Source organism: Algibacter miyuki, from assembly GCF_030409805.1.
Lineage (GTDB): Bacteria > Bacteroidota > Bacteroidia > Flavobacteriales > Flavobacteriaceae > Algibacter > Algibacter miyuki.
This window is the reverse complement of record NZ_JAUFQP010000010.1, coordinates 325236-350557: the sequence shown is the minus strand read 5'-3', so window position 1 is coordinate 350557 and position 25322 is coordinate 325236. Positions and strand designations below refer to the sequence as shown.

30 protein-coding genes and 1 tRNA gene are annotated in these 25322 nt (G+C 33.6%); 9 read left to right on the top strand and 22 right to left on the bottom strand.

Going from position 1 to position 25322, the window contains the following annotated elements; genetic code table 11:
- Nucleotides 1-2: 2 nt before the first annotated feature.
- From QWY92_RS09565 to folP, 3 genes are read right to left on the bottom strand one after another with little or no spacing between them, the layout of a single operon-like run.
- Nucleotides 3-788, bottom strand: coding sequence for a diadenylate cyclase (locus tag QWY92_RS09565; protein ID WP_290268274.1), 786 nt, complete (start codon nucleotides 786-788; stop codon nucleotides 3-5).
- A gap of 35 nt (nucleotides 789-823) precedes the next feature.
- A complete protein-coding gene (locus tag QWY92_RS09560) occupies nucleotides 824-1507 on the bottom strand; it encodes a hypothetical protein (protein WP_290268271.1) in 684 nt (227 codons plus the stop codon).
- Between the two features lie 12 nt (nucleotides 1508-1519).
- Nucleotides 1520-2344, bottom strand: coding sequence for a dihydropteroate synthase (folP, locus tag QWY92_RS09555; protein ID WP_290268269.1), 825 nt, complete (start codon nucleotides 2342-2344; stop codon nucleotides 1520-1522).
- Between the two features lie 133 nt (nucleotides 2345-2477).
- On the opposite strand from folP, the gene QWY92_RS09550 reads away from it, so the two are divergent.
- The 7 genes from QWY92_RS09550 (at nucleotide 2478) to QWY92_RS09520 (ending at nucleotide 8421) form a co-directional block, all read left to right on the top strand.
- Nucleotides 2478-3020: a DUF1599 domain-containing protein gene (locus tag QWY92_RS09550; protein ID WP_290268267.1), complete on the top strand. Its 543-nt coding sequence runs from the start codon at nucleotides 2478-2480 to the stop codon at nucleotides 3018-3020.
- A 70-nt stretch (nucleotides 3021-3090) separates the two neighbouring features.
- Nucleotides 3091-4398, top strand: coding sequence for a BT_3928 family protein (locus QWY92_RS09545; protein WP_290268266.1), 1308 nt, complete (start codon nucleotides 3091-3093; stop codon nucleotides 4396-4398).
- 12 nt (nucleotides 4399-4410) lie between these two features.
- Nucleotides 4411-5487: an ABC transporter permease gene (locus QWY92_RS09540; protein ID WP_290268284.1), complete on the top strand. Its 1077-nt coding sequence runs from the start codon at nucleotides 4411-4413 to the stop codon at nucleotides 5485-5487.
- A gap of 45 nt (nucleotides 5488-5532) precedes the next feature.
- Nucleotides 5533-6021 (top strand): TlpA family protein disulfide reductase, encoded by a 489-nt coding sequence (locus tag QWY92_RS09535; RefSeq protein ID WP_290268264.1) that lies wholly within the window; start codon nucleotides 5533-5535, stop codon nucleotides 6019-6021.
- A 78-nt stretch (nucleotides 6022-6099) separates the two neighbouring features.
- A complete protein-coding gene (gene tpiA / locus QWY92_RS09530) occupies nucleotides 6100-6849 on the top strand; it encodes a triose-phosphate isomerase (protein ID WP_290268262.1) in 750 nt (249 codons plus the stop codon).
- A 390-nt stretch (nucleotides 6850-7239) separates the two neighbouring features.
- Nucleotides 7240-8076 (top strand): 50S ribosomal protein L11 methyltransferase, encoded by an 837-nt coding sequence (prmA, locus tag QWY92_RS09525; protein ID WP_290268261.1) that lies wholly within the window; start codon nucleotides 7240-7242, stop codon nucleotides 8074-8076.
- Between the two features lie 69 nt (nucleotides 8077-8145).
- A complete protein-coding gene (locus tag QWY92_RS09520; RefSeq protein WP_290268259.1) occupies nucleotides 8146-8421 on the top strand; it encodes an ATP-dependent Clp protease adaptor ClpS in 276 nt (91 codons plus the stop codon).
- A 78-nt stretch (nucleotides 8422-8499) separates the two neighbouring features.
- Here the strand turns inward: QWY92_RS09520 and QWY92_RS09515 are convergent, their stop codons facing one another.
- The 6 genes from QWY92_RS09515 to QWY92_RS09490 form a co-directional block, all read right to left on the bottom strand.
- Nucleotides 8500-8706, bottom strand: coding sequence for a YgaP family membrane protein (locus QWY92_RS09515; protein ID WP_290268282.1), 207 nt, complete (start codon nucleotides 8704-8706; stop codon nucleotides 8500-8502).
- 24 nt (nucleotides 8707-8730) lie between these two features.
- Nucleotides 8731-10143 (bottom strand): MBL fold metallo-hydrolase, encoded by a 1413-nt coding sequence (locus tag QWY92_RS09510; protein WP_290270678.1) that lies wholly within the window; start codon nucleotides 10141-10143, stop codon nucleotides 8731-8733.
- Between the two features lie 108 nt (nucleotides 10144-10251).
- Nucleotides 10252-11046, bottom strand: coding sequence for a sulfite exporter TauE/SafE family protein (locus QWY92_RS09505; RefSeq protein ID WP_290270676.1), 795 nt, complete (start codon nucleotides 11044-11046; stop codon nucleotides 10252-10254).
- On the bottom strand, nucleotides 11047-11460 hold the full coding sequence (locus QWY92_RS09500) for a DUF6691 family protein (protein WP_290270673.1): 414 nt from the start codon (nucleotides 11458-11460) through the stop codon (nucleotides 11047-11049).
- A gap of 2 nt (nucleotides 11461-11462) precedes the next feature.
- Nucleotides 11463-12020: a YeeE/YedE family protein gene (locus tag QWY92_RS09495; protein ID WP_290270670.1), complete on the bottom strand. Its 558-nt coding sequence runs from the start codon at nucleotides 12018-12020 to the stop codon at nucleotides 11463-11465.
- Nucleotides 12021-12379: 359 nt separating this feature from the next.
- Nucleotides 12380-13009 carry a Crp/Fnr family transcriptional regulator gene (locus tag QWY92_RS09490; protein ID WP_290270668.1) on the bottom strand — a complete coding sequence of 210 codons (630 nt, stop codon included), beginning with the start codon at nucleotides 13007-13009 and terminating at the stop codon, nucleotides 12380-12382.
- A gap of 82 nt (nucleotides 13010-13091) precedes the next feature.
- Here QWY92_RS09490 and QWY92_RS09485 point away from each other — a divergent pair.
- Both QWY92_RS09485 and QWY92_RS09480 read left to right on the top strand, forming a co-directional pair.
- Nucleotides 13092-13165 (top strand) — tRNA-Arg (locus tag QWY92_RS09485).
- A gap of 158 nt (nucleotides 13166-13323) precedes the next feature.
- The gene (locus QWY92_RS09480; RefSeq protein WP_290270667.1) at nucleotides 13324-14466 is read left to right on the top strand and encodes a site-specific integrase; all 1143 of its coding nucleotides are present in this window, start codon (nucleotides 13324-13326) and stop codon (nucleotides 14464-14466) included.
- Here the strand turns inward: QWY92_RS09480 and QWY92_RS09475 are convergent.
- From QWY92_RS09475 to QWY92_RS09415, 13 genes are all read right to left on the bottom strand, one after another.
- A complete protein-coding gene (locus QWY92_RS09475; protein ID WP_290270665.1) occupies nucleotides 14463-16289 on the bottom strand; it encodes a hypothetical protein in 1827 nt (608 codons plus the stop codon). The two genes, QWY92_RS09480 and QWY92_RS09475, sit on opposite strands and share 4 nt — an antisense overlap.
- The gene (locus QWY92_RS09470; RefSeq protein WP_290270663.1) at nucleotides 16282-17319 is read right to left on the bottom strand and encodes a hypothetical protein; all 1038 of its coding nucleotides are present in this window, start codon (nucleotides 17317-17319) and stop codon (nucleotides 16282-16284) included. Before QWY92_RS09470 ends, QWY92_RS09475 begins: the two co-directional genes overlap by 8 nt.
- Entirely contained in the window at nucleotides 17319-20888 is a 3570-nt protein-coding gene (locus QWY92_RS09465) for a phage tail tape measure protein (RefSeq protein WP_290270661.1), read from the bottom strand. The genes QWY92_RS09470 and QWY92_RS09465 overlap by 1 nt, the downstream gene beginning before the upstream one ends.
- A 159-nt stretch (nucleotides 20889-21047) precedes the next feature.
- Nucleotides 21048-21290 (bottom strand): hypothetical protein, encoded by a 243-nt coding sequence (locus QWY92_RS09460; protein WP_290270659.1) that lies wholly within the window; start codon nucleotides 21288-21290, stop codon nucleotides 21048-21050.
- 19 nt (nucleotides 21291-21309) lie between these two features.
- Nucleotides 21310-21699: an alpha/beta hydrolase family protein gene (locus tag QWY92_RS09455; protein WP_290270657.1), complete on the bottom strand. Its 390-nt coding sequence runs from the start codon at nucleotides 21697-21699 to the stop codon at nucleotides 21310-21312.
- Nucleotides 21699-21983, bottom strand: a complete 285-nt coding sequence (locus QWY92_RS09450; RefSeq protein ID WP_290270656.1) for a hypothetical protein — start codon at nucleotides 21981-21983, stop codon at nucleotides 21699-21701. The genes QWY92_RS09455 and QWY92_RS09450 overlap by 1 nt, the downstream gene beginning before the upstream one ends.
- A gap of 215 nt (nucleotides 21984-22198) precedes the next feature.
- Entirely contained in the window at nucleotides 22199-22669 is a 471-nt protein-coding gene (locus QWY92_RS09445; protein WP_290270654.1) for a hypothetical protein, read from the bottom strand.
- Between the two features lie 208 nt (nucleotides 22670-22877).
- Nucleotides 22878-23045 (bottom strand): hypothetical protein, encoded by a 168-nt coding sequence (locus tag QWY92_RS09440; protein WP_290270652.1) that lies wholly within the window; start codon nucleotides 23043-23045, stop codon nucleotides 22878-22880.
- 48 nt (nucleotides 23046-23093) lie between these two features.
- Nucleotides 23094-23465, bottom strand: a complete 372-nt coding sequence (locus QWY92_RS09435; RefSeq protein ID WP_290270650.1) for a hypothetical protein — start codon at nucleotides 23463-23465, stop codon at nucleotides 23094-23096.
- Nucleotides 23462-23638 (bottom strand): hypothetical protein, encoded by a 177-nt coding sequence (locus QWY92_RS09430; RefSeq protein WP_290270648.1) that lies wholly within the window; start codon nucleotides 23636-23638, stop codon nucleotides 23462-23464. Before QWY92_RS09430 ends, QWY92_RS09435 begins: the two co-directional genes overlap by 4 nt.
- Nucleotides 23639-23671: 33 nt before the next feature.
- A complete protein-coding gene (locus QWY92_RS09425) occupies nucleotides 23672-24124 on the bottom strand; it encodes a hypothetical protein (RefSeq protein ID WP_290270646.1) in 453 nt (150 codons plus the stop codon).
- Between the two features lie 2 nt (nucleotides 24125-24126).
- Nucleotides 24127-25014, bottom strand: coding sequence for a hypothetical protein (locus QWY92_RS09420; RefSeq protein WP_290270644.1), 888 nt, complete (start codon nucleotides 25012-25014; stop codon nucleotides 24127-24129).
- 1 nt (nucleotide 25015) lies between these two features.
- Entirely contained in the window at nucleotides 25016-25321 is a 306-nt protein-coding gene (locus tag QWY92_RS09415) for a hypothetical protein (protein WP_290270642.1), read from the bottom strand.
- Nucleotide 25322: the final 1 nt, after the last annotated feature.

Below are 25322 nucleotides of genomic sequence, written 5' to 3'. Positions count from 1 at the left end.
AATTACGCTAAATCTTTTTTAATAAGCGCTATTAATTCGGCGTTGTTTTCGAAAACTACAAATTCACCATCTTTAAAATAAGAAATATGTCCTGTTTCTTCACTTACCGCTAAGGCTAAGGCATCTGTTTTTTCAGTAACACCAATAGCAGCGCGGTGGCGTAAACCAAAGCGTTTTGGTATGTTTTTTTCGTTATTAACAGGAAGAATTACACGAGTGGCCTTAACAATATTATCATTTATAATGATGGCTCCATCATGCAGCGGACTATTTTTAAAAAAAATACTTTCAATAATAGGTTGAGTAACTTTAATATTCATTTCATCTCCAGAGTCGGCAATAAAATCTAAATTATTATTCCGTTCAAAAACTATTAAAGCGCCCGTTTTAGTCATCGCCATTTTATTACATGCCGATACAATAACGTCCACATCAGTGCCATCGCTAGTTTCGGTTTTTAAGAATTTAAATTGTTGTAAAAATTTACGTCTCCCATTAAAATTAGTAGATCCTACCATCAATAAAAACTTTCTAATTTCAGGTTGAAAAACGACAATAAGCGCGATAATTCCTACTTGCATAAAGCCTCCGAAAATGCCGGTAAGCAATTCCATTTCTAAGAATTCGGTAAGTTTCCAAACAAAATATATTATAATAATGCCAATAAAAATATTGATGGCAACCGTGCCTTTTGTTAGTTTATAAACGTAGTAAAGTAGTACTGCGACTAAAATAACATCTATAATATCAACGATTTTAAAGTTTAAAAGGTCATTAAAAATTTCCAAGGGTAGTGTGTTTTTGTAAATTTAGTAAATTAGAGTTAATTAAAAATAAATTCTTCTTGTGATATCGTTGTTTTGTCAAAACCTACTTTATCGAATAGCATTTTGTAAGTAATGTATTCTTGAAAGAGTAAATTCTCGTGAAAGCTTAAATAAATTTGTCCGTTTTTAATGTCCACACGGTTTAAATCGGTAATTAAATTATTTTTGGATGTATTTATAGTGGGCGAATTTAAAACGGAGTTTATAATGGTAATTTCTTGGCTTTCGTTAATATTCACTTGTATGGCGTGCTTTATTTTTTCTGAAGTTGAAGCCGTTTCTAAGTATTCTGAAACTGAGTTTTGATGATAGGTAATATCGGTAAATTCAATAAATCCTGGGCTTTTCGTACTTGTATCATGACAAGTGAAATAATTTTTAACGCCTTCCTTTTGATGGCCAGCGCTTACTTTTTTCTTTTGAAGAAATGAAATTTTCGGAATAACTTGTTTTAGCTTAAGGCGTTTATCCACATTAATCAACCAATTTGTGGTGTTAATAATGTTTTTTCTATTCAATTCTAAACTATCTGGTTGGGTTTCATCGTAAAAAAGATAAGCCACCGAAACATCGTTGATTTCCGAAATTTCGGAATGATTGATTTCTGGCAATTGCAACACTTTTTCATTTCCACATGAAAACAAAAATAATAGAATAAGAAGGGGGACTATATTTTTCATAATTTATTAAAACTAAGCACGAAGCAATTCAACTAATTTCACACATTCAACAGCTTCTTTTACATCATGTACGCGTAAAATAGAAGCACCTTTTTGGAGGGCAACGGTATTTAAAACCGAGGTGCCGTTAAGTGCGTGTTGGGCAGTGGTGTTTAACGTTTTGTATATCATCGATTTTCTAGAAATTCCAACGAGCATTGGGTGTTCAATCATTTTAAATAATTCTAGTTTGTTCAGTAATTCAAAATTTTGCTCTAGAGTTTTTGCAAATCCAAAACCGGGATCTATAATAACATCGGTAATGCCTAATTGTTTTGTAGCCGCCAAACGTTCGGAAAAATAAAAGAGCATCTCTTTTACTAAATTATCGTAATCGGTATGGTTTTGCATGGTTTGCGGTTCGCCACGCATATGCATCATAATATAAGGGACCTGTAAATCGGCAACTGTTTTTAGCATTTCAGTATCCAATTTTCCAGCCGAAATATCATTAATTAAAGCTGCGCCAGCTTCAATACAATGTTTTGCAATAGCGCTTCTAAACGTATCGATAGAAATTAAAGTGTTTGGAAATTCTTTTAAAATAAGTTTTACAATGGGTAAAATACGGTTAAGTTCGTCGGTTTCGCTAACATGGTCGGCATTTGGTCGCGAACTATAAGCGCCAATATCTATAAATGTAGCGCCATCAGTCAACATGTTTTCGGTATGTTGAAGCATTTGTTTTTCGTTTTTATGTTGTCCGCCATCATAAAAAGAATCTGGAGTAATATTCAAAATACCCATCACTTTAGGTGATGATAAATCAATGAGGTTTCCTTTGCAATTGATCGTCATAATGTTAAAAATCCAAGTATATTACCTATTAAATATCAAACGTAAAACTTTAAAATTGTATCGTCAAACTTCCTTCTAAAAACTTTTGAACTTTAAACAATTTAAGCGAAATTTACAGAAAATTAAACGATACATGCAAGATACCTCAAAACAATACGATGCCGTTATAAATACCTGTAAAAGTTTGTTCATTAAAAAAATGAGTGATTACGGAAGTGCATGGCGAATACTGCGTTTGCCATCGCTTACCGATCAAATTTTTATTAAAGCACAACGTATTCGAGGATTGCAAGAAAATGATGTTAGAAAAGTAGACGAAGGAGAAATTAGCGAGTTTATTGGTATTATAAATTATTCGGTTATGGCACTTATTCAGTTGGAGAAAGGTGTGGTAGAACAACCCGATTTATCTACTGTAGCCGCTACCGAACTTTACGAAAAGCAAATTGCGACTACCAAAACCTTAATGGAAAACAAAAATCACGATTATGGTGAGGCTTGGCGAGATATGCGAGTAAGTAGTTTAACCGATTTAATTTTGCAGAAATTACTACGTGTTAAGCAAATTGAAGATAATAAGGGTAAAACCATAGTTAGCGAGGGCATTGATGCTAATTATCAGGACATGATTAATTATGCCATTTTCGCAATGATTCACCTGACTCAAGAGGCTTAAATCAAAAATAAATAAAATAAGATTAAAGTTGAAACAGACGGTTTTAGCATTTAATTAAAATAAAAAAAGCATGAAAATTTTAGTAAGTATAAGTCGGATATTTGTTGGTGTATTATTCATTATTTCAGGATTAATTAAACTGAACGATCCGTTGGGATTTTCATACAAATTAGCCGAATATTTTAGTCCTGACGTTTTAAACCTACCCTTTTTAGAGCCTTACGCTTTAATGATATCGGTTTTAGTTGTGGTATTCGAAGTGGTTTTAGGCGTGTTCTTACTTATTGGGTATAAACCAAAATTCACGATTTGGAGTTTATTATTAATGATTGTATTTTTTACTTTCTTAACTTTTTATTCTGCGTATTTTGATAAAGTAAAAGATTGTGGTTGCTTTGGCGATGCCCTAAAATTAACGCCATGGGAAAGTTTTACTAAAGATATTGTACTACTATTTTTTATTCTTATTCTCTTTGTTGGAGCAAAACATGTTAAACCTCTTTTCGGGAAATTAACAACAACTATTTTGGCTTTACTTAGTTTTATTTTTAGTTTATGGTTTGGCTATCATGTATTAATGCACCTACCAGCTAAAGATTTTAGAGCTTATAAAATTGGCGCAAATATTCAAGAAGGCATGAGTGTACCCGAAGATGCTGCAAAACCTGTAGTAGAATATTCATGGAAATTTAAAGTAGGTGGCGAAGAAAAAATAATAACCACTAACGGCGCTTACCCAACCGTAGAAGGCGAATTTATAAGTGTAGATACCAAAGAAGTTTCAGCAGGTTATGAACCTCCAATTTATGATTTTTCTATTGAATCGGACGATGAAGATTTAACAGAAACTTTTTTAAATGATGAGCATTTAATTATCGTAGTTTCATACAATTTAGAGAGTATGGAGCGTGCAGGTGGTTTAAAATTAAAGGCCTTACAAGACGAAGCTCGTAAAAATGGCTATAAAATTATCGGACTTACGGCATCAGGAAATACGGAGAAGCAGGCTTTAAAAGAAGATTATAACATCGATTTTGAATTTTATTTATGTGATGAAAAAGCACTGAAAACTATTGTGCGTTCTAATCCAGGAATTATTGCTTTAGAAAAAGGTACAATTACGCAAAAAGTACATTGGAACGATCTTAAAGATTTAAAACTACCAAAGGTTGAAAGACAGGCAGAAGCTGTAAAAGTTGAACATATTTTATATCAAATAGATAACGTAACAGCAACAAAGTCTGAAGTTGATAGTCTAAATACCGAAACTATTGAGTCTGTAAATGTTTTAAAAACATCAACTACTGAATTAGATTCTATAAACGCCGCAAACCATAGCGATTACACGAGTATGGTAAAAGTGACATTAAAAAAATAAAACTAATAACCCATATTGAGCTACTTAATAAACAAAATAACTTACGCTTTCCTCACATTATTTGGGGTGGTTACCGTTATTTTCTTTTTATTCAATGTGCTTCCTGGCGATCCGGCTCAAATGATGTTGGGTCAAAATGAAGACAGCGAACAACTCGCAATTGTCAAACAAAAATACGGTTTCGATAAACCTGTAAGTACACAGTATTTCTATTACTTGAATGATTTGTCGCCTATTTCCTTTCATTGCAATCAAAAGGAAGATTACACCTTTTTACGTGATGGAAAATATTCAGCAGCAAATTTATTTACTATCGGAAATACGACAATCGTTTTAAAATTCCCGTATTTACGAGAATCCTTTACAAAACAAGGCAAAAAAGTAAGTCAGGTACTAGCCGAAACTTTACCTAATACTTTTGTTTTAGCCGTGTCGGCTATTGTAATCGCCATGATTTTGGGTATTATTTTAGGCATTGTTTCCGCATTATATAAAGATCAATGGATTGATAAAACCATACAGATTTTTAGTACTTTAGGTATGAGTGTGCCGTCCTTTTTTAGCGCTATTCTTTTTGCCTGGTTTTTCGGTTTTTTATTACACGAATACACTAATTTAGAAATGACGGGCAGTTTGTACGAACTGGACGATTTCGGCGAAGCCATGCATATTAAATGGAAAAATTTAATATTACCAGCCGTTGTTTTAGGTATTCGTCCCTTGGCCGTCGTTATTCAGTTAATGCGGAATTCATTGTTGGAAGTATTTAATCAAGATTACATTCGTACAGCACGTGCTAAAGGACTTAGCGAATTTCAAATCATAAAAAAACATGCTGTTAAAAATGCATTAAACCCAGTAGTAACCGCTATATCAGGTTGGTTTGCATCTATGCTAGCGGGCGCGGTTTTTGTAGAATATATTTTCGGATGGAACGGCCTCGGTAAAGAAATCGTTAATGCGCTTAATACACTCGATTTACCCGTCATAATGGGCGCCGTTTTAGTTATTGCCGTGTTATTTGTAATTATCAACATTTTTGTCGACTTAATCTATGTTTGGTTAGACCCAAAAGTGAAATTAAAATAAATTTTTATTTCCGCGAAAGCGTAAACATTTTCAAACCCTTTTTATATGAACAAGTTAAAGTATATTTTCATTTTATTAATTAGTTTTTTAAGCTGTAAAGATGAGCCAAAGCAATTTTCAACCGAAGCTTTAAACGATACCTTCATCGCTCAAAACGGTACAGAAGTAACCTTTCAAAGCATATTAGATAAGCATAAAGGCAAAACTATCGTTATAGATGTTTGGGCGTCTTGGTGCAGCGATTGCATTAAAGGTATGCCAAAAGTTAAAGCATTACAAGCTAATAATCCAGATGTAGCTTATGTATTTTTATCTTTAGATAGAGAACAAGGGGCGTGGCAACGCGGTATTGTGAAATACCAAGTGGAAGGCGATCATTACTTTATGCCAAATGCAAAAGATTGCGATTTTGCCGATTTTTTAAACATCAGTTGGATTCCAAGATATATGGTAATAAATAAAGCTGGCGAAATCGTTGTATTTAATGTTATCGAAGCTGATGACGATAAGTTGATAGAAGCATTAAAAAATTAACTATTTTAGCAGTAGAAAACAACAATTATTAACTAATAAAAAGACACCTTGCTTGTATTGGTAAGGTTAATTTCAGCCATGAGAAAAAATATTGTAGCAGGAAACTGGAAAATGAATAACGATTTAGCACAAACTGAATCTTTATTAACCGCCTTAAAAAACCAAAGAACAACCTCTAATGCCGAAGTAATGGTGGCACCAACATACACCAATTTATTTCAGGCATATCAAACTTTAAAAATGTCAAATATTGAAGTCGTTGCACAAAACATGCACTTTGCCGAAAATGGCGCCTATACTGGCGAAATTAGCGCAAGCATGTTAAAAAGTATCGGTATCAATACCGTAATATTAGGGCATAGCGAACGTCGTGAATATTTTAATGAAACCGACGAGTTATTAGCAAAAAAAGTAGATGCAGCCTTAGCAAAAGGAATGCGCGTTATCTTTTGTTTTGGAGAAGAATTAGCCGACAGAAAATCGGGTAACGAAGAAACCATTGTAGGTAACCAAATTAAAAACGCTTTGTTTCATTTAGATGCAGCGGCATTTCAGAACATCGTTTTAGCTTACGAGCCTGTTTGGGCTATTGGTACAGGCGAAACAGCGAGCCCAGAGCAAGCACAAGATATGCATGCGTTTATTAGAAAAACACTAGCCGATAAATACGGAAATGATGTAGCCGATGAGGTTTCAATCCTTTACGGAGGTAGTGTTAAGCCAGCAAATGCTGAAGAAATTTTCTCTAAACCAGACGTCGATGGCGGTTTAATTGGTGGAGCAGCTTTAAATGCTGAAGATTTTTTCGCAATTGTAAATGCCTTTTAAAAAATAATTTGGGCGTTCCCCGAAAAGGGTCGGGCTTTATTCGTGCCGTCTTATTTTTCAATTAAAGAACTCATGAATATAAATATTTTGGCAGTCGCTTTTTTGTGTTGCATAAGTGCAACCACACAAAAAGAGCTCCAACAAAGCCTCAATCCCTAACGCGGGCCAACCCAGTACCATATTAAAAACACCTTATCATTCAATTGGTAAGGTGTTTTTTGTTTTCTTGAAAAGGAAAAACAAATCTGGTTTACGGAATTGTGCGTGATATCTACTAATGTTGGCAGGACTAGAACCGTAATAAAGTAACCACTTCAAACTAATTTTTAATAAAATTTTATAACGAACTCCGTTAATAACACTTAAATTTGCACTCTAATAAAACACGTCATGTCAAACATTATTTATATCGGGTATCAATTTAAAGTAAAACCATTACAACCCGCAGTCGAAATCTTAATAGCCGAATTGGGTTACGCCGGTTTCGAAAGCTTTGTAGAAAACGAAGATGGTGCCACAGCATACATTCAAAAAGAAGAATGGAATGCCGATATTTTAGACGATATTCAAATATTGAACTCTGATGAATTCGAAATTACCTACGAATTCAACGAAATAGAACAAACCAACTGGAACGAGGAATGGGAAAAGAATTTCAATCCTATCATTGTTGATGATGCCTGTTCTGTACGTGCACCATTTCATGAGAAACCAGATACAACTTACGATATTATTATAGAGCCAAAAATGAGTTTTGGTACGGGGCATCACGAAACCACGCACATGATGATTCAACATGTATTAAAAACAGATTTAAAAGATAAATCGGTTTTAGATATGGGTTGTGGTACTGGTGTTTTGGCGATTTTAGCTGAAATGAAAGGCGCAAAACCTTTAGACGCGGTAGATTATGATAACTGGTGTTACCTTAATAGTTTGGAAAATGTAGAGCGTAATAATGCGAAACATATTACAGTAATAGAAGGTGATGCTTCTGTTTTAAAAGGCAAAAGTTACGATGTTATTATAGCTAATATTAACCGTAATATCTTACTGCAAGATATGGGGGTTTATGCATCTTGCTTAAATGAAAATGGGATGTTGTTTTTAAGCGGATTTTACGCTGAGGATATTCCGTTAATTACAGCGGAATGCGAAAAACATTTGTTAAAATTTGAAGAAAAGTTAGAAAGAAACAATTGGGTATCGTTAAAATTTCTAAATTAGTAGAATAATTAATGGCTAATGTAAATGCTTTTTCTAACGAAAAAATATTTGAAAAAACAAAGGATTATTATGAGTACAAGAGAACAAACATCTGAAGAATTATTATTAGAAGAGGAGGTTTTAACTCAAAACGAGATTGTTTTGCATAACGATGATGTAAACACCTTCGACCATGTTATCGAGACATTAATTTATGCTTGCGAGCACACGCCAGAGCAAGCAGAACAATGTGCTATGTTAGTGCATTACAAAGGGAAATGTACCGTAAAAACCGGTTTGCTAGACGATTTAAAACCACGCTGTTCTATGCTGTTAGAAGCTGGTTTAAGTGCCGAGCTCGTGTAAAATATATATAAGCAAAAATTAAAAAGACCTTTCAAAATTTTATTTGAAAGGTCTTTTTTTTGCTATTAATGTAATTCTCTATTTTTCTTTTTTAGTGGAGTTTATTTTAAGAAGACTATAAATTGGACAGGAATTAATCAAACTCGTTACCAGTAAAATAATGGCAACGACCATTAAAACAAAAGCTAAAGTCCCTGAAATAATATTAAAATAATACAGTAAAGCAACCGTAATTCCAGTAAGTATTCTAATGGCTTTATCGATAGAACCTATATTCTTTTCCATGTCTAAAAAATAAAAGACTATTATTTATAGTGTTGATGGACATACGAAATCTGTGGTTGGTAAATCGGAATTTTTAATAGCTCCAAATCCACCAGCAATATCAATTAAGTTATCAAAACCTCTTGCTTTTAAAATAGAAGCCGCTATTACCGAGCGATAACCACCAGCACAATGCACGTAATAAGTTTGGTTTTTATCGATACTGTTCATATTATCGTTAATATAGTCTAAGGCAAAATGTTTAACGTTGTCGCCTTTTAAATGCTCCGAGTTATATTCTCCATCTTTTCTAACGTCTAAAACTTCTATGTTTTCAGTATTAAAACGTTTAGAGAATTCATCTACAGATATAGAATCAATGGTTTCAATGTCTTTTCCTGCGGTTTTCCAGCTTTCTATGCCACCTTCTAAGTAGCCTAAAGTATTATCGTAACCTACACGAGATAGTCTAGTAACAGTTTCCTGTGCCTTTCCTTCAGGAACTACAAGTAAAATAGGTTGTTTTAAATCGGTTATTAAAGCTCCAACCCATGGCGCAAACCCACCTTGAATACCAATAGAAATAGAATTAGGAATATGGCCTTTTACAAAATCGTCTTGATGCCTAACGTCTAAAACTAAAGCATCTTCACTATTAGCCATCGCTTCAAAAGCTTCTGGAGAAAGTGGTGTATCTCCTTTTTTTAGAATAGTTTCAAAATTATCGTAGCCCGATTTATTCATCATGGCATTTTTTGCAAAATATTGTGGTGGTGGAGCAATACCATCAAGCACTTCTTTTATAAATTCTTCACGCGTCATATCAGCACGTAAAGCATAATTTGTTTTTTTCTGTTCACCTAAAATACCAACGGTTTCTTTGCTTAGGTTTTTTCCGCAAGCAGAGCCTGCGCCGTGAGCTGGATATACAATAACATCGTCGGCAAGTGGCATAATTTTGTCACGAAGTGAATCGAACAACATCGCAGCTAAATCTTCTTTTGTTAAATCAGATTTTATGGCTAAATCAGGTCGGCCAACATCACCTAAAAACAGAGTGTCTCCAGAGAAGATCGCATGGTTTTTTCCGTCTTCATCAATCAATAAATAGGTAGAAGATTCTAATGTATGCCCAGGTGTATGCAATACTTTAATAGTGATTTCTCCAATTTTAAAGGTTTCGTTGTCTTTGGCTATGTATGCGTTATAATCGGTTTCTGCATTTGGTCCAAAAACAATAGTTGCTCCGGTTTTTTTAGCTAAATCAACATGACCAGAAACAAAATCGGCATGAAAATGCGTTTCAAAAATATATTTTATTTTAGCATTTTCTTTATTTGCTTTGTCTACATATTGTTGTGTTTCACGCAATGGATCTATAATAGCAACTTCGCCGTTAGATTCTATGTAGTAAGCGCCTTGAGCTAAGCAACCGGTATATATTTGTTCTATTTTCATGTTTTAATTTTTTATGATTTGATGATTTCACTATGAATGAAATCTATACGTTTTTTTATTTCTTGGTTCAAAATTAAGAAACTTTAATGGTTTGCTACGTTACAATTATTACATAAGCTCTTTGTACATTATGTATACGGCCATTAGTAGTACAAAAAAACCGAAGCTTTTTTTGAGTTTACTGCTGCTAATAAATTTAGAAAAATAGTTACCTAAAATAATTCCAAAAATGGATATAGCTGTAAAAGTTAAAAGAAAGGTCCATTCGATTTCTAATGTTTGCATATCACCTGTAAACCCAATAAGTGAATTTATAGTGACAATGATTAATGATGTTCCTACAGCTTTTTTCATGGGTATGTTGGCCCAAAGTACTAATGCTGGAACATATAAAAATCCGCCACCTGCACCAATTAGGCCAGTAATGGTACCTATTGTTAATCCTTGAATGAAGGTTTTAAAATAAGGTTGGCTTGTTGTTGTGACATTATCTTCATTCTTTCCTTTTTTTATCATGGAAATGGATGCTATAAGCATGATTATAGCAAAAAACACCATGATACTCATGTCTTTCGTTAGCGTGAAATCGCCAACTTTAAATAAGGTTTCTGGAATATTAGGAACTAAATAGCGACGAGATAAATACACGGCTATAAAGGATGGAAACGAAAAGGCTAAACCGGTTTTAACATCCACCAAACCTTCTTTAAATTTCTGTAAAGTACCTACAAGCGAGGTGGTTCCGACAACAAATAAAGAATATGCTGTTGCAACAATGGGGTTGTATCCTAGTAAATAGACTAATAATGGTACGGTTAATATAGATCCGCCACCACCAATGAGGCCCAAAACAAGACCAACAATTAGCGCGCCTACATAACCTATAATTTGAGAGCTATCCATTTAGTGTGGGAGTTTACTTTTTAGCATACCGTAAATAAATGTACCAACTATGGCTGCGGCAATTACAATAAGCATACTAGAAACACCGGTACCTAAAAGAATGTACATTGGGCCTGGACATGCACCGATAAGTGCCCAACCTAAGCCAAAAATGATTCCGCCAACAATATAGCGAGTGATGCCGTTGTCTTTTTTAGGAACAAATATATCGGCGCCTTTTATGCTTTTGATATAACCTCTTTTTGAGATTTGTAAAAACAAAATACCTGATATTACGGCTGTACCAATAATGCCGTACATATGAAAGGATTGAAAACGGAACATTTCGTAAATACGATACCAAGAAACGGCTTCGGATTTTACTAATAGAATACCGAAGACAATGCCTACTAATAAGAATTTTATAAATTTCATAGTTAAAATATTAGAGGTAAAATAAGATTAGTCATTATTAATCCACCGATAAAAAAGCCAATTACGGCTATTAGTGATGGTTTTTGTAAGCTGCTTAGCCCTGTAATGGCATGGCCTGATGTGCAACCACCTGCATATCGAGTTCCGAAACCGACAAGTATACCTCCAATAATTAATATGATTAATACTTTAGGTGATTTGATAACTTCTATACTGAATAGTTCGTTTGGTAAAAGTGATGCGCCTGCATTTTGAAAGCCCATATTTTGAAGCTCGACAACCGTTTCTGGGTTTAAATCGATAAGTGTATCGTTTGATAAATAATGCGTTGCAATGAAGCCGCCTATAATAGCGCCTAGTACTACGGTAAGATTCCAAAGTTGATCTCTCCAGTTGAATTTAAAAAAATCGGCAAATTTACCGGCGCCTCCAATGGCACAAAGTGTGCGAAGGTTGGATGACATACCGAAGGTTTTGCCAAAATAGAGTAGTAGTGCCATAACCATGGCAATTAATGGGCCTGATACATACCATGGCCAAGGGTTCAAAATTATTTCCATTTTCTTTTATTTGGTGCAAAGGTATGGCCTTAGTGCGGTATGTTTTGTAATAAATGTTACTTTGAATTTTGTGTGTGGATAAGTTGTTTTAAGGGAGTAGGTTATAAGTTTGTTCTGAAGTTACTTTGCTAATAAGAGCTAGATAATAGGTGAAAGATTATAGAAAAGAGGTTACAAAAGAAGAAGAAAGAGGGACGTATATAAGAGAAAAGAATGCGTTTATTAGGTAGACGTTTTTGTTGGCGGATGTGCTCGCGCTAGGGATAGTAGTGAAAAGCCCACAGCATGTGCAATGGTAATTGCGCGTGCGAGGACTTGCAGCGGATAGCCCGACCCTCTTCGGGTAGCGCCCAAATGTTTTATAGAATTTCTATTTTGTTTCGGCTTAATTTTATTTTATTTTCGTTTTCGAGCTGTTTTAAGAGTCTAGAAATTACGACGCGTGAGGTGTGGAGATCTTCGGATATGTCGAGATGTTTTACGATAATGGTTTTTGAGCCGCTGAGGTCCGCTTTGTTGAGAAGGTAGTTGTAGAGGCGTTGATCCATTTTTAAAAAGGCGAGGTTGTCTATGGTTTCGAGCATTTCGTTGAAACGCGATTGGTAGCTTTCGAGGATGAAATTACGCCAGCTATGGTTGCTGTGGAACCAATTTTGCATGTTTATTACGGGGATGAGGATGAGGCTGGAGTTGCTTTCGGCTACGGCGCGGATTTTACTTTTTGAGGTGCCCATGCAGCAGGTGAGCGACATGGTGCAGGTTTCGCCGGCTTCGAGAAAGTAAATTAGGAGTTCGTTACCATCGTTATCTTCACGTAATATTTTTATGTTTCCGCTTAGGAGCAAAGGGATGTATTCTAGTTTTTGGTCGATATCGATTATGATATCGTCTTTTTGAAAGGTTTTAAAGCGTCCGACTTCTAAGATTTCGGTTATAATATCTTGATCTAGAGCGTTGCTGAATTTTTCTTTTAATAGGGCTTTTTCCATATTCAAAAATAATAATAAAAAAAGTTAAAAAAAATTTGGTGGGCTTTTATTAAAAGATGTATATTTGCACCCACATTAAAACGGCCTCGTGGCGCAACTGAATAGCGCACTTGATTACGGCTCAAGAGGTTACTGGTTTGAATCCAGTCGAGGTCACGAAAAAATAGTTTACAAATAAATTAAATGCTTTTGCACAGTTAAAACACTGAGCATGAGCATTTTTTTTATTAATATGAAACCTAACTATTTTGATTTGCAGTACTGAAAACCTAATTTTTGACACGCGCATTGACACACATAAAGTTTACGTGTCAATGAAAACTACCTTTATTCCTAGAAATTACGAAAGCAAAGACTTTGTGCCTCTGTATCTACACATTACAGGCCTTGGCAAGCGTGAAAGATTATTGTTAGACATAGATATCCCTAAAAAGTTATGGTCTAAAAAAAAGCAACGTGTCAATTTTAATAAGGTTGAAGATGCCGTGCAAAAGAAAAGACTCCAGGACATTAATTTAATAATTGATAATATTGATTCTAAAATTATCAATATTAAGACTGTTTACCGGCTTAGTGAAATTGTATTAACGCCCAGAACTCTAAAAAAAGAATTGGTTGAAGATTTACCACGAGTCAATTTTTGCTCCTTTTATCAACATGCGCTAAACGAGCAAAAAGAATCTTTAGGTCCTGGTACTTTTAGAAAACTGCAATCTGTTTTAAATAAATTGAAAGATTATAACGATCAAGTGGTGTTTTCTGAGTTAGATCTTAATTGGTTTGAAAAATACAAATTACACCTTGCTAATATTGGAAACCAAAAAACCACGATTAATTCTAATATTAAGTCGATTAAAAAGTTTTTACACTTGGCTATAAAAACAGGAATTAAAATACCTTGCAATATGGACGATATTAAATCGGGGAGTACTTTGGGAAATCGGGTTTCTTTAGAACCTTATGAGCTAAAAAAAATAAAAAAATATTTCGATTCGGAGTTTGTTTATAAAAGCCATAAAACCATTTTGGGCTATTTTTTATTTTCATGCGTTACCGGTTTACGATTTGCCGATGTAATGAGTATTAGACGAGAATCTGCACAGGGGGATTTTATACAATTTAGAGCCGAAAAGGTGGATAAAATGCAAACCATTACTTTAAATTTAAAAGCAAAGGAACTCATTGCTCAGGATGAAACTTTATTTGTAAAACGTTTTACAAACGAATATGTAAATAGGGAGTTAAAAGTAATTATGCGTAATCTTGGTATAAAAAAGAAAGTAACGTTCCATGTGTCTAGACACACATTTGCTACTTCCTTTTTAAGAGCAGGAGGTAAAATTGAAAAATTACAATTATTACTTGGCCATTCCGATTTACGGCAATCTATGATCTACAATCATATTGTTGCAGCAGAAGCTAACAAAGAAATATTTTTGCTCGATGATTTGTATTAAGGTAGCGTTTTTGTTTCTATTTCAACTTCAAATAAATCTTCTCCAATTTGTGTTTTGTCTATGGTTTCTATCACTTGATGTCTACCATAGGCAAATACTTTTTTGTTTAGTTCTTGTAATTCTTCCAAATACATTTTAAAAACCCAAGTGTAGCCTATTGCGTTTAATAAAAAATGTAACCAAGTTTTATGGTATGAAAAATAAAGATTAGGTATTAATATTGGAGTGCTGTCATTTGTGGCATTAATTGAATCTTCATTAAGACCATTATATAAAGCCAAATATATTTTCGAATCTTGTTTACCCAAAGAATAAGCCGTCTGAATACCGTTTACAATTTTAATAGGTAAAGGAATAGGTTTTATTTCTATCTCTGTTCTGGAATCCTCCAATTCCACATCTCCATTAACAAAATTCTCTTCAGGAATTAATAGTTTTTCATAAGTTACCCCCTCTATATCACTAAAAGCTAATAAATACGATTCATCATCAGGAAACGTTCGTTTTGGCTTTTTTACCAAATAATTTGAAAGATCGGTAATATTGGAATTGTTAATACTGTTTTTAAGGAAATTGATATAAATGGTTTTTCCTTGAATATTAGATTCTAAATTAAACATTGTTTTTATAGAATAAAAAAACTCTCCGAATGTAATATTTGGCACTACCTTTTTTAAATCAACATCATGGATAATTTCGATTTCATCAGCTTCAGTTTCTGCTTGTCTTGTTATTTTTATATCGTATATATTTAAAAACGAGTGGGCATATACATCAGATCTATAGCCTAAAGGATGTAAGTCAAAACTAACAGATTGCCCCGTTACAATTAATATTTGAGTGCTTAAATCGGGGTTGGAATCTGTGGTAAATGTAGAGTCGAAGCTCCTCCAAATCGTAGAGTAATTATTCCCTACGCTAGCAATATTTTTACCTTTATACTTAATAGTAGAACCTGTAAGAGCTCCGTTTTGGTCTAAATCTTGGTAAGCATATCCAAAACCCGTTATAACATAAGTGCTATCTGGTTCTAATTGAATGGTATCTTCATACTCATATATGTCGCCATTACCACTTGTGCTATCGTAATTTTCTCTTAATAATTGATAGTCTATAACACTAACAATTCTTTTAAAATAATCTGCATCAAAAAAAACCAACAATTGCTTTATTATTTCATCTTGTAATATTTCTCCTTGCAACGTGTATCCTGCATCTAAAAAACCTTGCTTTAATATATGTAATAAATAAGGCATTGGCTGTATAATATTATTATTTACAAATACATCATTGTCCGATGTGTTTTCATAAAAATCTGTTCCATTGTAATTATTTATAATATTATTGAAATCTGCCCATGTTGGAAGGTCATCTTCATGCTCATCGGTATATATTTGGGGGTAATTGTAATTAACAGCAGGCCATGTTTGGGGTATAATAGTTTTTGCATGGATATAAACATCTGCAATAGTAGATTCCTCCAAAGGGAGTTCAGAAAGCTTTTTATCAAAATTTGGAAAATCATCATACCCAAAACGAAAAGTTGAAGTAACCTCTAACCCAATTTGACTTTCAATTTCGAAAACGCACGATTCCATTTTGTTTCCTAAAACATAGGTAACATTGTAGAGTTTTTTTATAAACTTAGTATTATCATCTAAGAGGTCGCCAAAAATAACCAGGAGTTCCTCGGTTAATTTAAAATTAAAAGGAAAAGAATATTTTGTTGAAAACTCATCTAAAAACCAATGATTATCCTCTACCGTAGAAATATTGTAAGGCGTTAAATCGAATTCAAACGTATCAAAAATTATTTTATGCATTGCTATTGTGGTTTATTTGAAATTCTAAATCATATTCGTACAATTCTGCTTCAGTATCTTCTTTAGTTAGTTTTTTAGCTTTAATTACCATGTCTAATATTTGCTCATCATTTTCTATTAAAAAAACGCGCTTGAATTTAGATATAGTAGATAAAGTTTCTGTATCCGTTTTTAGAACCCAACCGGTATTAATTTTGAGTTTATTGGTTTCGGTTGTTTCTATAATTTCTAAGACTTCCACTAAATTCCTATAATAGGTATGTGTTATTTGATCGTACTCATCAGGAAAAGAATAATGTCCGGTACATTCTAAAACTCTAAAGAGTTTAAATTCATCTATAAACACAAGTTGTTTAGATGTTACGTTATTTGGAAAAACAACAAAGTGTTTTTTTATAGAAGTGTTTGCAATAGCAAATTGAAATACGTCACCTTTGGTACCGTTAAAATCTTTCACGTTTATTTTCTTAGAAAACACATTATTATTCCCAGCAACAGATAATGTGCTTGTAGTTTGTTCTAAGCCATTTTTAAAAACTTTTAAAACATGATCTCCAATAGGTAATAATAGATTAACAATAAATAATCCGTTTTCGGTAACACGCTCATAATTGGTGTTATTAGAAAGCAATGCAATATTGTTTTCTAATAACTTTGGGGTTTTTCCTGCTATAAACTGCACATCTTCTAAAGTAACTGTACTAACAATATTTTCATCTGCAATATTAATTTCGGTAGCTTCAAAGGTTACTTTTGCTGTTTTATACATAAAACCAAACGCATTCGTGTAAGCTGTTAAATTGGTTAGATAGCGGTGTATTTTTCGACCAATATTAAAGGTTTGCGCCTGGTTAAGTAGCGGTATTTTATATTCTAAAACTTTTTCTTTTTCTACTGCAGAAAAGAAATCGAAAGATATAATTGTAACTTTTAAATCAAAATAGGTATCTGCAGTTTCTGTAGTGAAACTGATAAAAGAATCTTCTAATGTAAATGCAAAATCCGTTGAGTTGTAAGGAAAATTAACCATTATCTTTTGTTTTTATTTAGTAAGGTTTGGTAATCGTCCAAACCTTTTTGTACTTTTTTCATGTTTCTTAAATCGTCGCTCATATATGCTATAATACCTTCATTTTCTAATTTTTCAAAAATTGCCGATGCTCTATTTAAAGCCATGGCAATTTCTGTATTAGAACCGTTTGCACCTTCTAGAGTTACAGTTGTGGCTTCTGGAGTTACATTTGTGCTTGTTTGGGTGGGGTATAATCCTGCTTCAAATCCTTTTACGCGGGCTATTTCGCGCATAAATGAACTTTTAACATCGGGGTTAATTTGCTTAAAGGCTGCACCATCTACAATAAGTTCCGGTTCGTTTCTTCCTTTTTCGCCTGCTAAGAAGTTACCTTTAGGCGTGGAGAATAGGGTAGGCTCGTAAACCATGCCTGTTTTTGTGTTTCCTCCGTATTTGGCATTAAATAGTTTGCCGTCTTGCGCTCTGGTTACGGGATATAAACCATCTTCATATCCTGTAGCTGTTACAGAATTAGCGGCGCTTGTTGCCGATTTTATAGCTGCAATAATACCAACAACTTGTGCCGCAAAACCAATTAATAAAGGTATGTTTTGAGGAAAACCTGCCGAAGCTGTTTTAGCTGTTCCTGCAGCAATATCTGCCGTTGCTCCAGCGGTAGTTGTAGCTACTTTAGCTTTTAGAACACCTAACGATATTAAAGTTTCTTTTGCTGCCAATATTCCTTTTACAGCTAAAAGTGCTTGGCCGACTCTAGTTTCTCGCCCTGCAACATCTACCGCGTTATCTAATATTTTATTCTGTAAAGCAACCTTTTGTTTCCGAGTGGCTTCTGCAGCTTTTATATCTTGTTTTCGGTATTTATCATTAATGTTTTCTAAGGCTGTCTTTTCTGCAGCTTCTAACCTTAATAATAATGCCGTTTCCTCCTCTTTATTTAACTGAAGTAATAAAAGATTGTTGGTGTGTTTTTCGAAATCTAATTCGGCTTGTTCAACCTCTTTTTCTTCCGCTGTTAATTTGTCATTTTCTTCAATTTCATTTAATTTATCCTTAAATTCTTGTTGGCGAAGTAATATTAATTCTTGCTTTTCTAACTCTCGTTCAGCTTCTAAATTTGTAGTGGATAAATGATTTTCATTAGCCTTCTCTATTTCTGCATTGTATTTTTCATCAATTAAAGCTAATTCTTTTTCAATCCCTTCTTTACCATCCAACAACCTATCTTCACGTTGTTTTTTTATAAAATCTGTAAGATCTTGTTCTGTTAGTTTTGTTTCATCGGTTTTACCACTATCTACAGAACCTGAACCTGAAACATTCCCCCCTGAAGGAATTACAGTGTCTTTTTGAGGTACCCATTTTCCGCCTTGAAAAATAAACCTTGTATTTCCTACATATTTTTCAGCACCTTCTTTTGGAGATTCAGTTGTTTCTTTAAACAATTTATCTGCTTCTGTCTCATTAACATTTAAACCTTTTAATTGGTTTGTTAAGTCTATTTCTCTTTGTTTTTGAGTGTTTAGAGTTTCATTTGCGACGATGTCTTTTTGTTTTGCAACATCCAATTCTTTGTACCCATCTAAACTTCTTAATAATTGAAGTTTACCGGCTTCCGTCATACCACTTGTAGTTCTAATGGTTTTTAATATTTCAGCATTTGTGCTTTCAAAATATTCGCGTCGTAAATCTAATTCCTTTTTAGTTGATTGCGCATTTAAGGTCTCTGTTTCAATAGCTTCTTTTGCCCTTAGTCTTCTAGAAATTAAAGTGACCGCCTCTTTATCTGCCATTAAAGCTTTTAGCTTAATTTGTTCTTTTACTGCAGCCGAATTTAATTGATAAGATCCTGTTTCTTGATCTATAGAAATAACACTATCTCCTAATCTATCTTTTAATTGAAGTGTAATTAAATCTAATTCTTTCTTTTGCGCTGTTGTAGGCACAAGACCTTCCTTTGTTAAGTTTTGGTATCGATTTAGTAAGGTTTGGCTTTCTGATGCTAAACGCCTATAGTTAACTGCATTTAAAACAGTTTGTTTAGATTCTTCATTGTATGCTTCGTTAACACTGGTAACCGCACCAGTTAACTTCCCTATCCATGTTACTAAACCATTTAAACCAGAAGTAACAGCTTCGGAAGAAAAAGCACCCATTAAACGTTTTTTGACTTTATCTAAAGTCGCGGCTAAATTTGTGTTTTTAATATTATACTCATTGGATAACGAGGTCCCTTCAATCATGGATTTATTGGATAACACCAATAATTCTCTAAAACGATCTACATTATTTCCTGCAGCACCTACAATTTTACGTGTACCATCGGCAGACAACCCTAATTTATCTAAAGTTTTTGCAGTATCAACACCACTTTCACTGGTTTCGGAAAGGGTTTCAGAAAATTGTAAAAAGAATTCTGTTGGGTTGGTGTTAATTAGGTTTTCTACTTCGGCAGTAGTAATCCCCATAACTTCTGCGAACTTGTCCGATCTTTGCGCAGCTTCACCTAAAAATATAGAATAGGATCTTCCTGCTATTTCCGACTGTACACCACTTTCCTCGAAAGCGGCTCCTAAACCTAAAGCGTCTTGTATGGTGGGTTTTAAATCGTCGGACAGCGATCCTAATCTAGTTGCAAAATCGGCAATATTGGATTCTGTAGCCACACCGTTAGCACCCAACTCATTAATAGCAGAACCAATACTGCTGTAAGCTTGCTCTACACCAATATCCTTGGTTTCCTTAAATAGTAATTTTAGTTTACCTAATTTACTAGCCACTTGCTCTACACCACCACTAAATGAATCACCCAACGCTACGTTGGCTTTATTCATTACAGCAACAAAGTCCTGAATTTCATCTTTGGCAATGCCAATACGACCACCTTCCTCAGCTATTTTTAATAAATCTATTCGTGATGTTCTAGTTTCTAATGATCCGAAAGATTTAGTAAGTTCATCAACTTCCTCTTTGGTTTGTCCTGTGGTTTTTTGCACATCACTTTGGGCATCGGCAAGTTTACCATTATAATCTATTATTTTTTGTAATCCAAGAACAACACCAGTGGTAGTAGCAACCACAGAGGCGCCCAATGCTGCATATCTATTAAAACCATCGGCAATGCCTGATAATGACAATTTTGTTTGTTGTCCTTTGGTCTTTAATTCGGTTAGCCTTGCCGATATTTGTTTTAACTCTGCGTTGTATCTTTTTTCATCGGCACCGCCTGGAATAGCATGGTTTAAAGCTAATCTTAAAACAGTAGCACGTTGCTTTAATTGGCTCATGGTTAACCCCGTAATACCAATTTCTTTTTGAAGAGCCGACATTCGAAGCTCGTTCTGCTTTATAACAACATTATTGTCTCTAATTTCTTTTGTAAGATTCTTAAAAGCTTCCGATTCTTTTTTTCCGTCGGCTATAAGTTTTTTCTTTTCGGCTCTTAATTCGGTATTGGCTTTTTTGTAGGATTTGGTAGTTTTTTCTAAATCTAACAATTCTTTTTGAGCCGAATTACCATTAATAATAATGTTTAGCCTGATGTTTTCATCTGTAATATACTTAGCCATTGGTAGTAATCTTTGGCTCAATATTACTAAACAAGGAAAGGCTTTTTAAGACATGAAGAAATACAAAAAAACCACTTCCCCGAGGTGGGAAAGTGGTTTTTGCTTAAAATATTAACGTTAGATAAGAATTATTAAAAAGAAACGATTTTTATCCATTAGTTAATCCATCAAAACTTTTATTTTATTACAAGAAGTACACTCTATCCAATTAGTGTGTCTATGCGTAAAGGTTTTGTTTCCACAGGTGCAAGTTACACCAGGACTAGCAAGGCTATTTATTAACTGTTCCACTTCTTTAAACGCTTGCAGCTTTATTTGCAAACTTTTACCAAGTTTATTTGTTTTTTCTTTTGCCTTTAAACGCGTAATTAAATCGTTGAATTCACTTTTAGATTCTATCATGGGTTTAATTTTTATAAAGTTAACCAATAATTTCAAATCTATCATCGGGGATTGTGCAAGCAAAAAAATCATCGTTTAGTAAAATACATTGTTGCCATTTTTGTACCCAGAGCGCTCCTGGATCTATAGGTTCGTTATTAAAGGTGATTTCTACTTTATTCCGGAGTAATCCATCTGTTTTAGCATCCTCGATTAATGCAGATAAACTAATTTCTTTGGTTGCCCAGGATAGAAATAAGTTTTTATCGAAATACAATTTATAGTCTTCTCTTATTACAATAAGTAATGGATTTTTATCTGCCAAAGGAAGTTCTAAACATGCCGTTGCTACCTCTTTTAACGTGTTATTATTAAAGGTTACTGTAGTTTTATCTAATAAAACCACGGTAATCACAGCAAAGCGTACCATTATTGTTGGGCTTTATTGCGGTTTATTTCCATTTGTGCCACTAAAGGGTGTGGCTTTTTTACAGGTATAGCTTTTACCAATTTCCCTAATTCTTGGATAACATGTAACGAGAACACGTAGTTTTGGCGGCGCTTTTTATCATCGGCATCCTCGAACAATAACCAGTCTTTAAATAGGCTATCCATATCATCAAAAGCGTTATGGATTTGTTGGCGTTCGTAAGTGTTTAATGTACTAACTAAGTTTGTTAGTGGGGTACTGGTGTTTTCTACTGTTTGTCGCATAATAGATTGTTTTTATAAATACCTGTACATGTCTGCGACAAACAGCAGTCAAATTAGATTTGAAGTGTGCAACACAAGGTTGCCATGTACAGGATTTTATTATTAAAGTTTTTGGAATCATAATTTGATTCTACTATTTGTCGCAAATCAAAGATAAAATTATAAATTTAAAAAAATGCGTTTGCATGTAGTTTTTTACAAGAATTTGTAATTTACTAAAACCCACTATCTTTTAACTTCTCACTGTTTACAGACTGAGCGTCTAAATAAAGGTTCATCCAAACATCATAATTCCAAACTCTTAAATACACGTAATAAACATGATCTTTTAATTCTTGAGGGAACATTTGAATGATTTTTGTTTTTTCAGGATTATATAAGACTAATCCCCATTTACTTCCAGAACGTATGTAATTTATTGGTGCATTCCAAAATTCATCATCGATAAATGTTTCATAGTTTAAATCTTCGAAAAACGACCTTGTGTGTATTAGGTAGTTTTTTGCTGAATCATACCCCATTCCTAAAGCGTATCCTTTAGGTGAAAGTACCACACAACTCAATTTATCATCTAAAAAAATAAAATTTTGCTTATAGATACGATAATAAAAATTATTTGTAAAATCTACTGTAATATACTGATCTCTATTTTTTACAAATTCTTTTTTCGCTTCGGTTTTAGTCATTCCATAAAGAAGACCTTTATATATTTCTTGACTAAACAGCAGATTTATATTGATGAAACAAAATAATAAAAAGATGTTTTTCATAACTTTAGTTTAATAGTTAAGCTATAAAAGTAAAATAAATAAGTAGTTTGTGTTACATGAGTTACAAATATTTATAAATACATTATTTCGAGTATTATATTCGTAATAATGTATTTTGATCCATTTAATCACTGTTTTTCAATAACTCAAATGCCTGTGTAAAGGCATTTAGCTTAGCGCGCCTATCTTCGTTATCGCCTGCTATATCAGATTCTAAATAGATATTGAATACATCTTGTAGGTGGTGGGCAATGGTTTTGTTTTGGTTTTTCTTGTTTTGTTTAGATTTCACAATTAATACTTTTAAAATTAGCCTTCAAAGTATTACTATTATCGCTTTTTAAGAGTCCTGCAACTTCATAAACTTTTCCTTAACAGATTCTGTAAAGCCAAAACTCAACTCTCTTACTATATTGTTTAAATGTCCAAATATTGGTTTGTTGTGTATTTCGTGGCGTTTCTTTTTAATTACACCGTTTTCAGTTTGGCGCGTTTTCATGTCTACAAACCTGTGTTTCTTTAATGTGGTGTAGGTTAGGGTAGTCGTGTTTACTGCAAAATTGCGTTTACTCCAAAAAGCGGAGGCAAAGGCATTCATTCGGGATTTTACGTCCTTATCAATTTCAGTAGATTCATCTTTTAGTACCTGGGCAATAAAACGGCCTTCTGCTATGGCATTGGCTGTTTTTGTTCTCTCGTCTAGTAAACTCATGTTTTTGTAATGGTTATGGCGCCAACTTTAAAAAGTATTTCAATCATTAAACCAACCTTGGTTGTTCTATTTCTGTAATTATAATGCTGTTGTTTGTTTACTCCGGCTTTTGCTTTAAAGTCTGGTTTTTCAATTTCTATTTTAAAAAGTTCAATAATTTCTGTTTCAGTCATTTTAATTTGCTTTAGTAAACAAATATACGACCTTTAAACGTCCGTTGTTAGAGAAAAATCAATTTCGTAGCCGTCGCAAGAATTCAATCCCCAAATAGGGTTGATGTCAAAAGAATTAGGAATAAGCTTCCTAATAAAATGGCAATTGCTATCATCTTCATAATCGGCTATTAGTTTATTTACTACTTTTTGCGCTACCGTTTGCGCCTCATTAATAACATCTAAAAAGATTTCGTGATCTTGATTGGAGCGCACCACTTTTTTTAGAATTAAAATAGAGGTGATGTCGTTAGACTCTAAATTATAGTCGTTGCCTTTAAATTTGTGTTTTGGAATAATCCCTAAAACAATATAAGTATCGGAAGTTTGCGCTTCCAGGATCTTAGCCAATTGGGTATCGTCCATAACCGTTTTAGCAACAGTAATTTCGGCTACGCTGTTTTTTATCTCTTCTATATAGGCTCTAAAATCGTTTACTTTAAGCATAGTTAATTGGAATTATTGGTTAGTAGCGTATCGAAGTCTGTTTTACGGATATCGTACATACGTATAAGAATTTCCCAAAGCGATGTTTCGCGCACTTCTTTTAATGGCCCAAAAATACCCGATGCAGCAATAGTGTAGAGAATAGATTTCATGCCTATTCCTGGTAGGTTACTTTCTGGAGTTCGTTTAGTTTTTGGCAAATCTTTATACAGTAATTCCAAATCTATTTCTTTGCCTTGAACCCATATTTTAGCGGTGGTTAGATATTTTTGAAAACTGGTAAACAACATGTAAAACCCATAAATAACACCTTTGTTTTGGGTTTTAAATTGCTTTGCCAATAGTTCTACGCGTTCAGGATTGTACGGCACACGTTTGTCTTTTTTAAAATTACCTGCAGAATATAATGTTGTTCTTTTTTCTCTGTAGAATGTAGCAAATAATAAATACAAAAATTGCTCGTCTTGCGTTTCTATAAAATCGTAGAAATGCGACAAAGCATCCACATACTCGCCAAAAGACACGTTATTAAATTCATTGGATGGTCCATAAAAATTAATGAAGTTGCCCCGCACTTTTTCAATAGGATTATGAATAAAATATTGCTTAATCACTTTTTGATCGTGTGCATCTATTTCAAAAAAAGAATCTATTAAACTGGAGAGCATGGAGACATTGGCATATTTAACGTCATCATCTGTATTTTTTTTTAACTTCATATTTGCTAAAAAGTAGATGCTTTGCTCTTTGAACGTTTCCAAGGATATTTTGCCAATGGCGTGTTTATACAGTAAATTGCAAATGTTAATATACTGCACGGTATTACATTCCGAAAGATCTTCGGGAACGTAATTTTTAACGCCAGCTTCGGGGATTTCTATACTATGCATATTAAACAACTTGAAGTTTTTTATTTAAACGCACGTTTAATTTGGACATATCTTGTCCAAATTTCACGTCAACATTAAAACGGATGAGTTCTTTGGTTTTTGCATCTAAAGGAATGTATTTCGATTTATTGTCTTTATCCAGTTTAGCAAATTGGCGAATGTATTTAGTAACATCGTAGCGCAGTTGCAAACGTTCGTCCACTTTCTTTTTTGCAACCACTTCTATTTTGGAAGCAAGTTTGCCATATTTGTAATTTTTGTACCATTTTGTAAAAAATGAAATGATTTGTTTAGCTATCTTTTTCATG

What these genes read in the sequence shown, in the direction of transcription:
- QWY92_RS09560 (WP_290268271.1), bottom strand. Translation starts at nt 1,507, where the DNA reads ATGAAAAATATAGTCCCCCTTCTTATTCTATTATTTTTGTTTTCATGT.
- folP (WP_290268269.1), bottom strand. Translation starts at nt 2,344, where the DNA reads ATGACGATCAATTGCAAAGGAAACCTCATTGATTTATCATCACCTAAA.
- QWY92_RS09550 (WP_290268267.1), top strand. Translation starts at nt 2,478, where the DNA reads ATGCAAGATACCTCAAAACAATACGATGCCGTTATAAATACCTGTAAA.
- QWY92_RS09545 (WP_290268266.1), top strand. Translation starts at nt 3,091, where the DNA reads ATGAAAATTTTAGTAAGTATAAGTCGGATATTTGTTGGTGTATTATTC.
- QWY92_RS09535 (WP_290268264.1), top strand. Translation starts at nt 5,533, where the DNA reads ATGAACAAGTTAAAGTATATTTTCATTTTATTAATTAGTTTTTTAAGC.
- tpiA (WP_290268262.1), top strand. Translation starts at nt 6,100, where the DNA reads ATGAGAAAAAATATTGTAGCAGGAAACTGGAAAATGAATAACGATTTA.
- prmA (WP_290268261.1), top strand. Translation starts at nt 7,240, where the DNA reads ATGTCAAACATTATTTATATCGGGTATCAATTTAAAGTAAAACCATTA.
- QWY92_RS09520 (WP_290268259.1), top strand. Translation starts at nt 8,146, where the DNA reads ATGAGTACAAGAGAACAAACATCTGAAGAATTATTATTAGAAGAGGAG.
- QWY92_RS09515 (WP_290268282.1), bottom strand. Translation starts at nt 8,706, where the DNA reads ATGGAAAAGAATATAGGTTCTATCGATAAAGCCATTAGAATACTTACT.
- QWY92_RS09510 (WP_290270678.1), bottom strand. Translation starts at nt 10,143, where the DNA reads ATGAAAATAGAACAAATATATACCGGTTGCTTAGCTCAAGGCGCTTAC.
- QWY92_RS09505 (WP_290270676.1), bottom strand. Translation starts at nt 11,046, where the DNA reads ATGGATAGCTCTCAAATTATAGGTTATGTAGGCGCGCTAATTGTTGGT.
- QWY92_RS09500 (WP_290270673.1), bottom strand. Translation starts at nt 11,460, where the DNA reads ATGAAATTTATAAAATTCTTATTAGTAGGCATTGTCTTCGGTATTCTA.
- QWY92_RS09495 (WP_290270670.1), bottom strand. Translation starts at nt 12,020, where the DNA reads ATGGAAATAATTTTGAACCCTTGGCCATGGTATGTATCAGGCCCATTA.
- QWY92_RS09490 (WP_290270668.1), bottom strand. Translation starts at nt 13,009, where the DNA reads ATGGAAAAAGCCCTATTAAAAGAAAAATTCAGCAACGCTCTAGATCAA.
- QWY92_RS09480 (WP_290270667.1), top strand. Translation starts at nt 13,324, where the DNA reads ATGAAAACTACCTTTATTCCTAGAAATTACGAAAGCAAAGACTTTGTG.
- QWY92_RS09475 (WP_290270665.1), bottom strand. Translation starts at nt 16,289, where the DNA reads ATGCATAAAATAATTTTTGATACGTTTGAATTCGATTTAACGCCTTAC.
- QWY92_RS09470 (WP_290270663.1), bottom strand. Translation starts at nt 17,319, where the DNA reads ATGGTTAATTTTCCTTACAACTCAACGGATTTTGCATTTACATTAGAA.
- QWY92_RS09465 (WP_290270661.1), bottom strand. Translation starts at nt 20,888, where the DNA reads ATGGCTAAGTATATTACAGATGAAAACATCAGGCTAAACATTATTATT.
- QWY92_RS09460 (WP_290270659.1), bottom strand. Translation starts at nt 21,290, where the DNA reads ATGATAGAATCTAAAAGTGAATTCAACGATTTAATTACGCGTTTAAAG.
- QWY92_RS09455 (WP_290270657.1), bottom strand. Translation starts at nt 21,699, where the DNA reads ATGGTACGCTTTGCTGTGATTACCGTGGTTTTATTAGATAAAACTACA.
- QWY92_RS09450 (WP_290270656.1), bottom strand. Translation starts at nt 21,983, where the DNA reads ATGCGACAAACAGTAGAAAACACCAGTACCCCACTAACAAACTTAGTT.
- QWY92_RS09445 (WP_290270654.1), bottom strand. Translation starts at nt 22,669, where the DNA reads ATGACTAAAACCGAAGCGAAAAAAGAATTTGTAAAAAATAGAGATCAG.
- QWY92_RS09435 (WP_290270650.1), bottom strand. Translation starts at nt 23,465, where the DNA reads ATGAGTTTACTAGACGAGAGAACAAAAACAGCCAATGCCATAGCAGAA.
- QWY92_RS09430 (WP_290270648.1), bottom strand. Translation starts at nt 23,638, where the DNA reads ATGACTGAAACAGAAATTATTGAACTTTTTAAAATAGAAATTGAAAAA.
- QWY92_RS09425 (WP_290270646.1), bottom strand. Translation starts at nt 24,124, where the DNA reads ATGCTTAAAGTAAACGATTTTAGAGCCTATATAGAAGAGATAAAAAAC.
- QWY92_RS09420 (WP_290270644.1), bottom strand. Translation starts at nt 25,014, where the DNA reads ATGCATAGTATAGAAATCCCCGAAGCTGGCGTTAAAAATTACGTTCCC.
- QWY92_RS09415 (WP_290270642.1), bottom strand. Translation starts at nt 25,321, where the DNA reads ATGAAAAAGATAGCTAAACAAATCATTTCATTTTTTACAAAATGGTAC.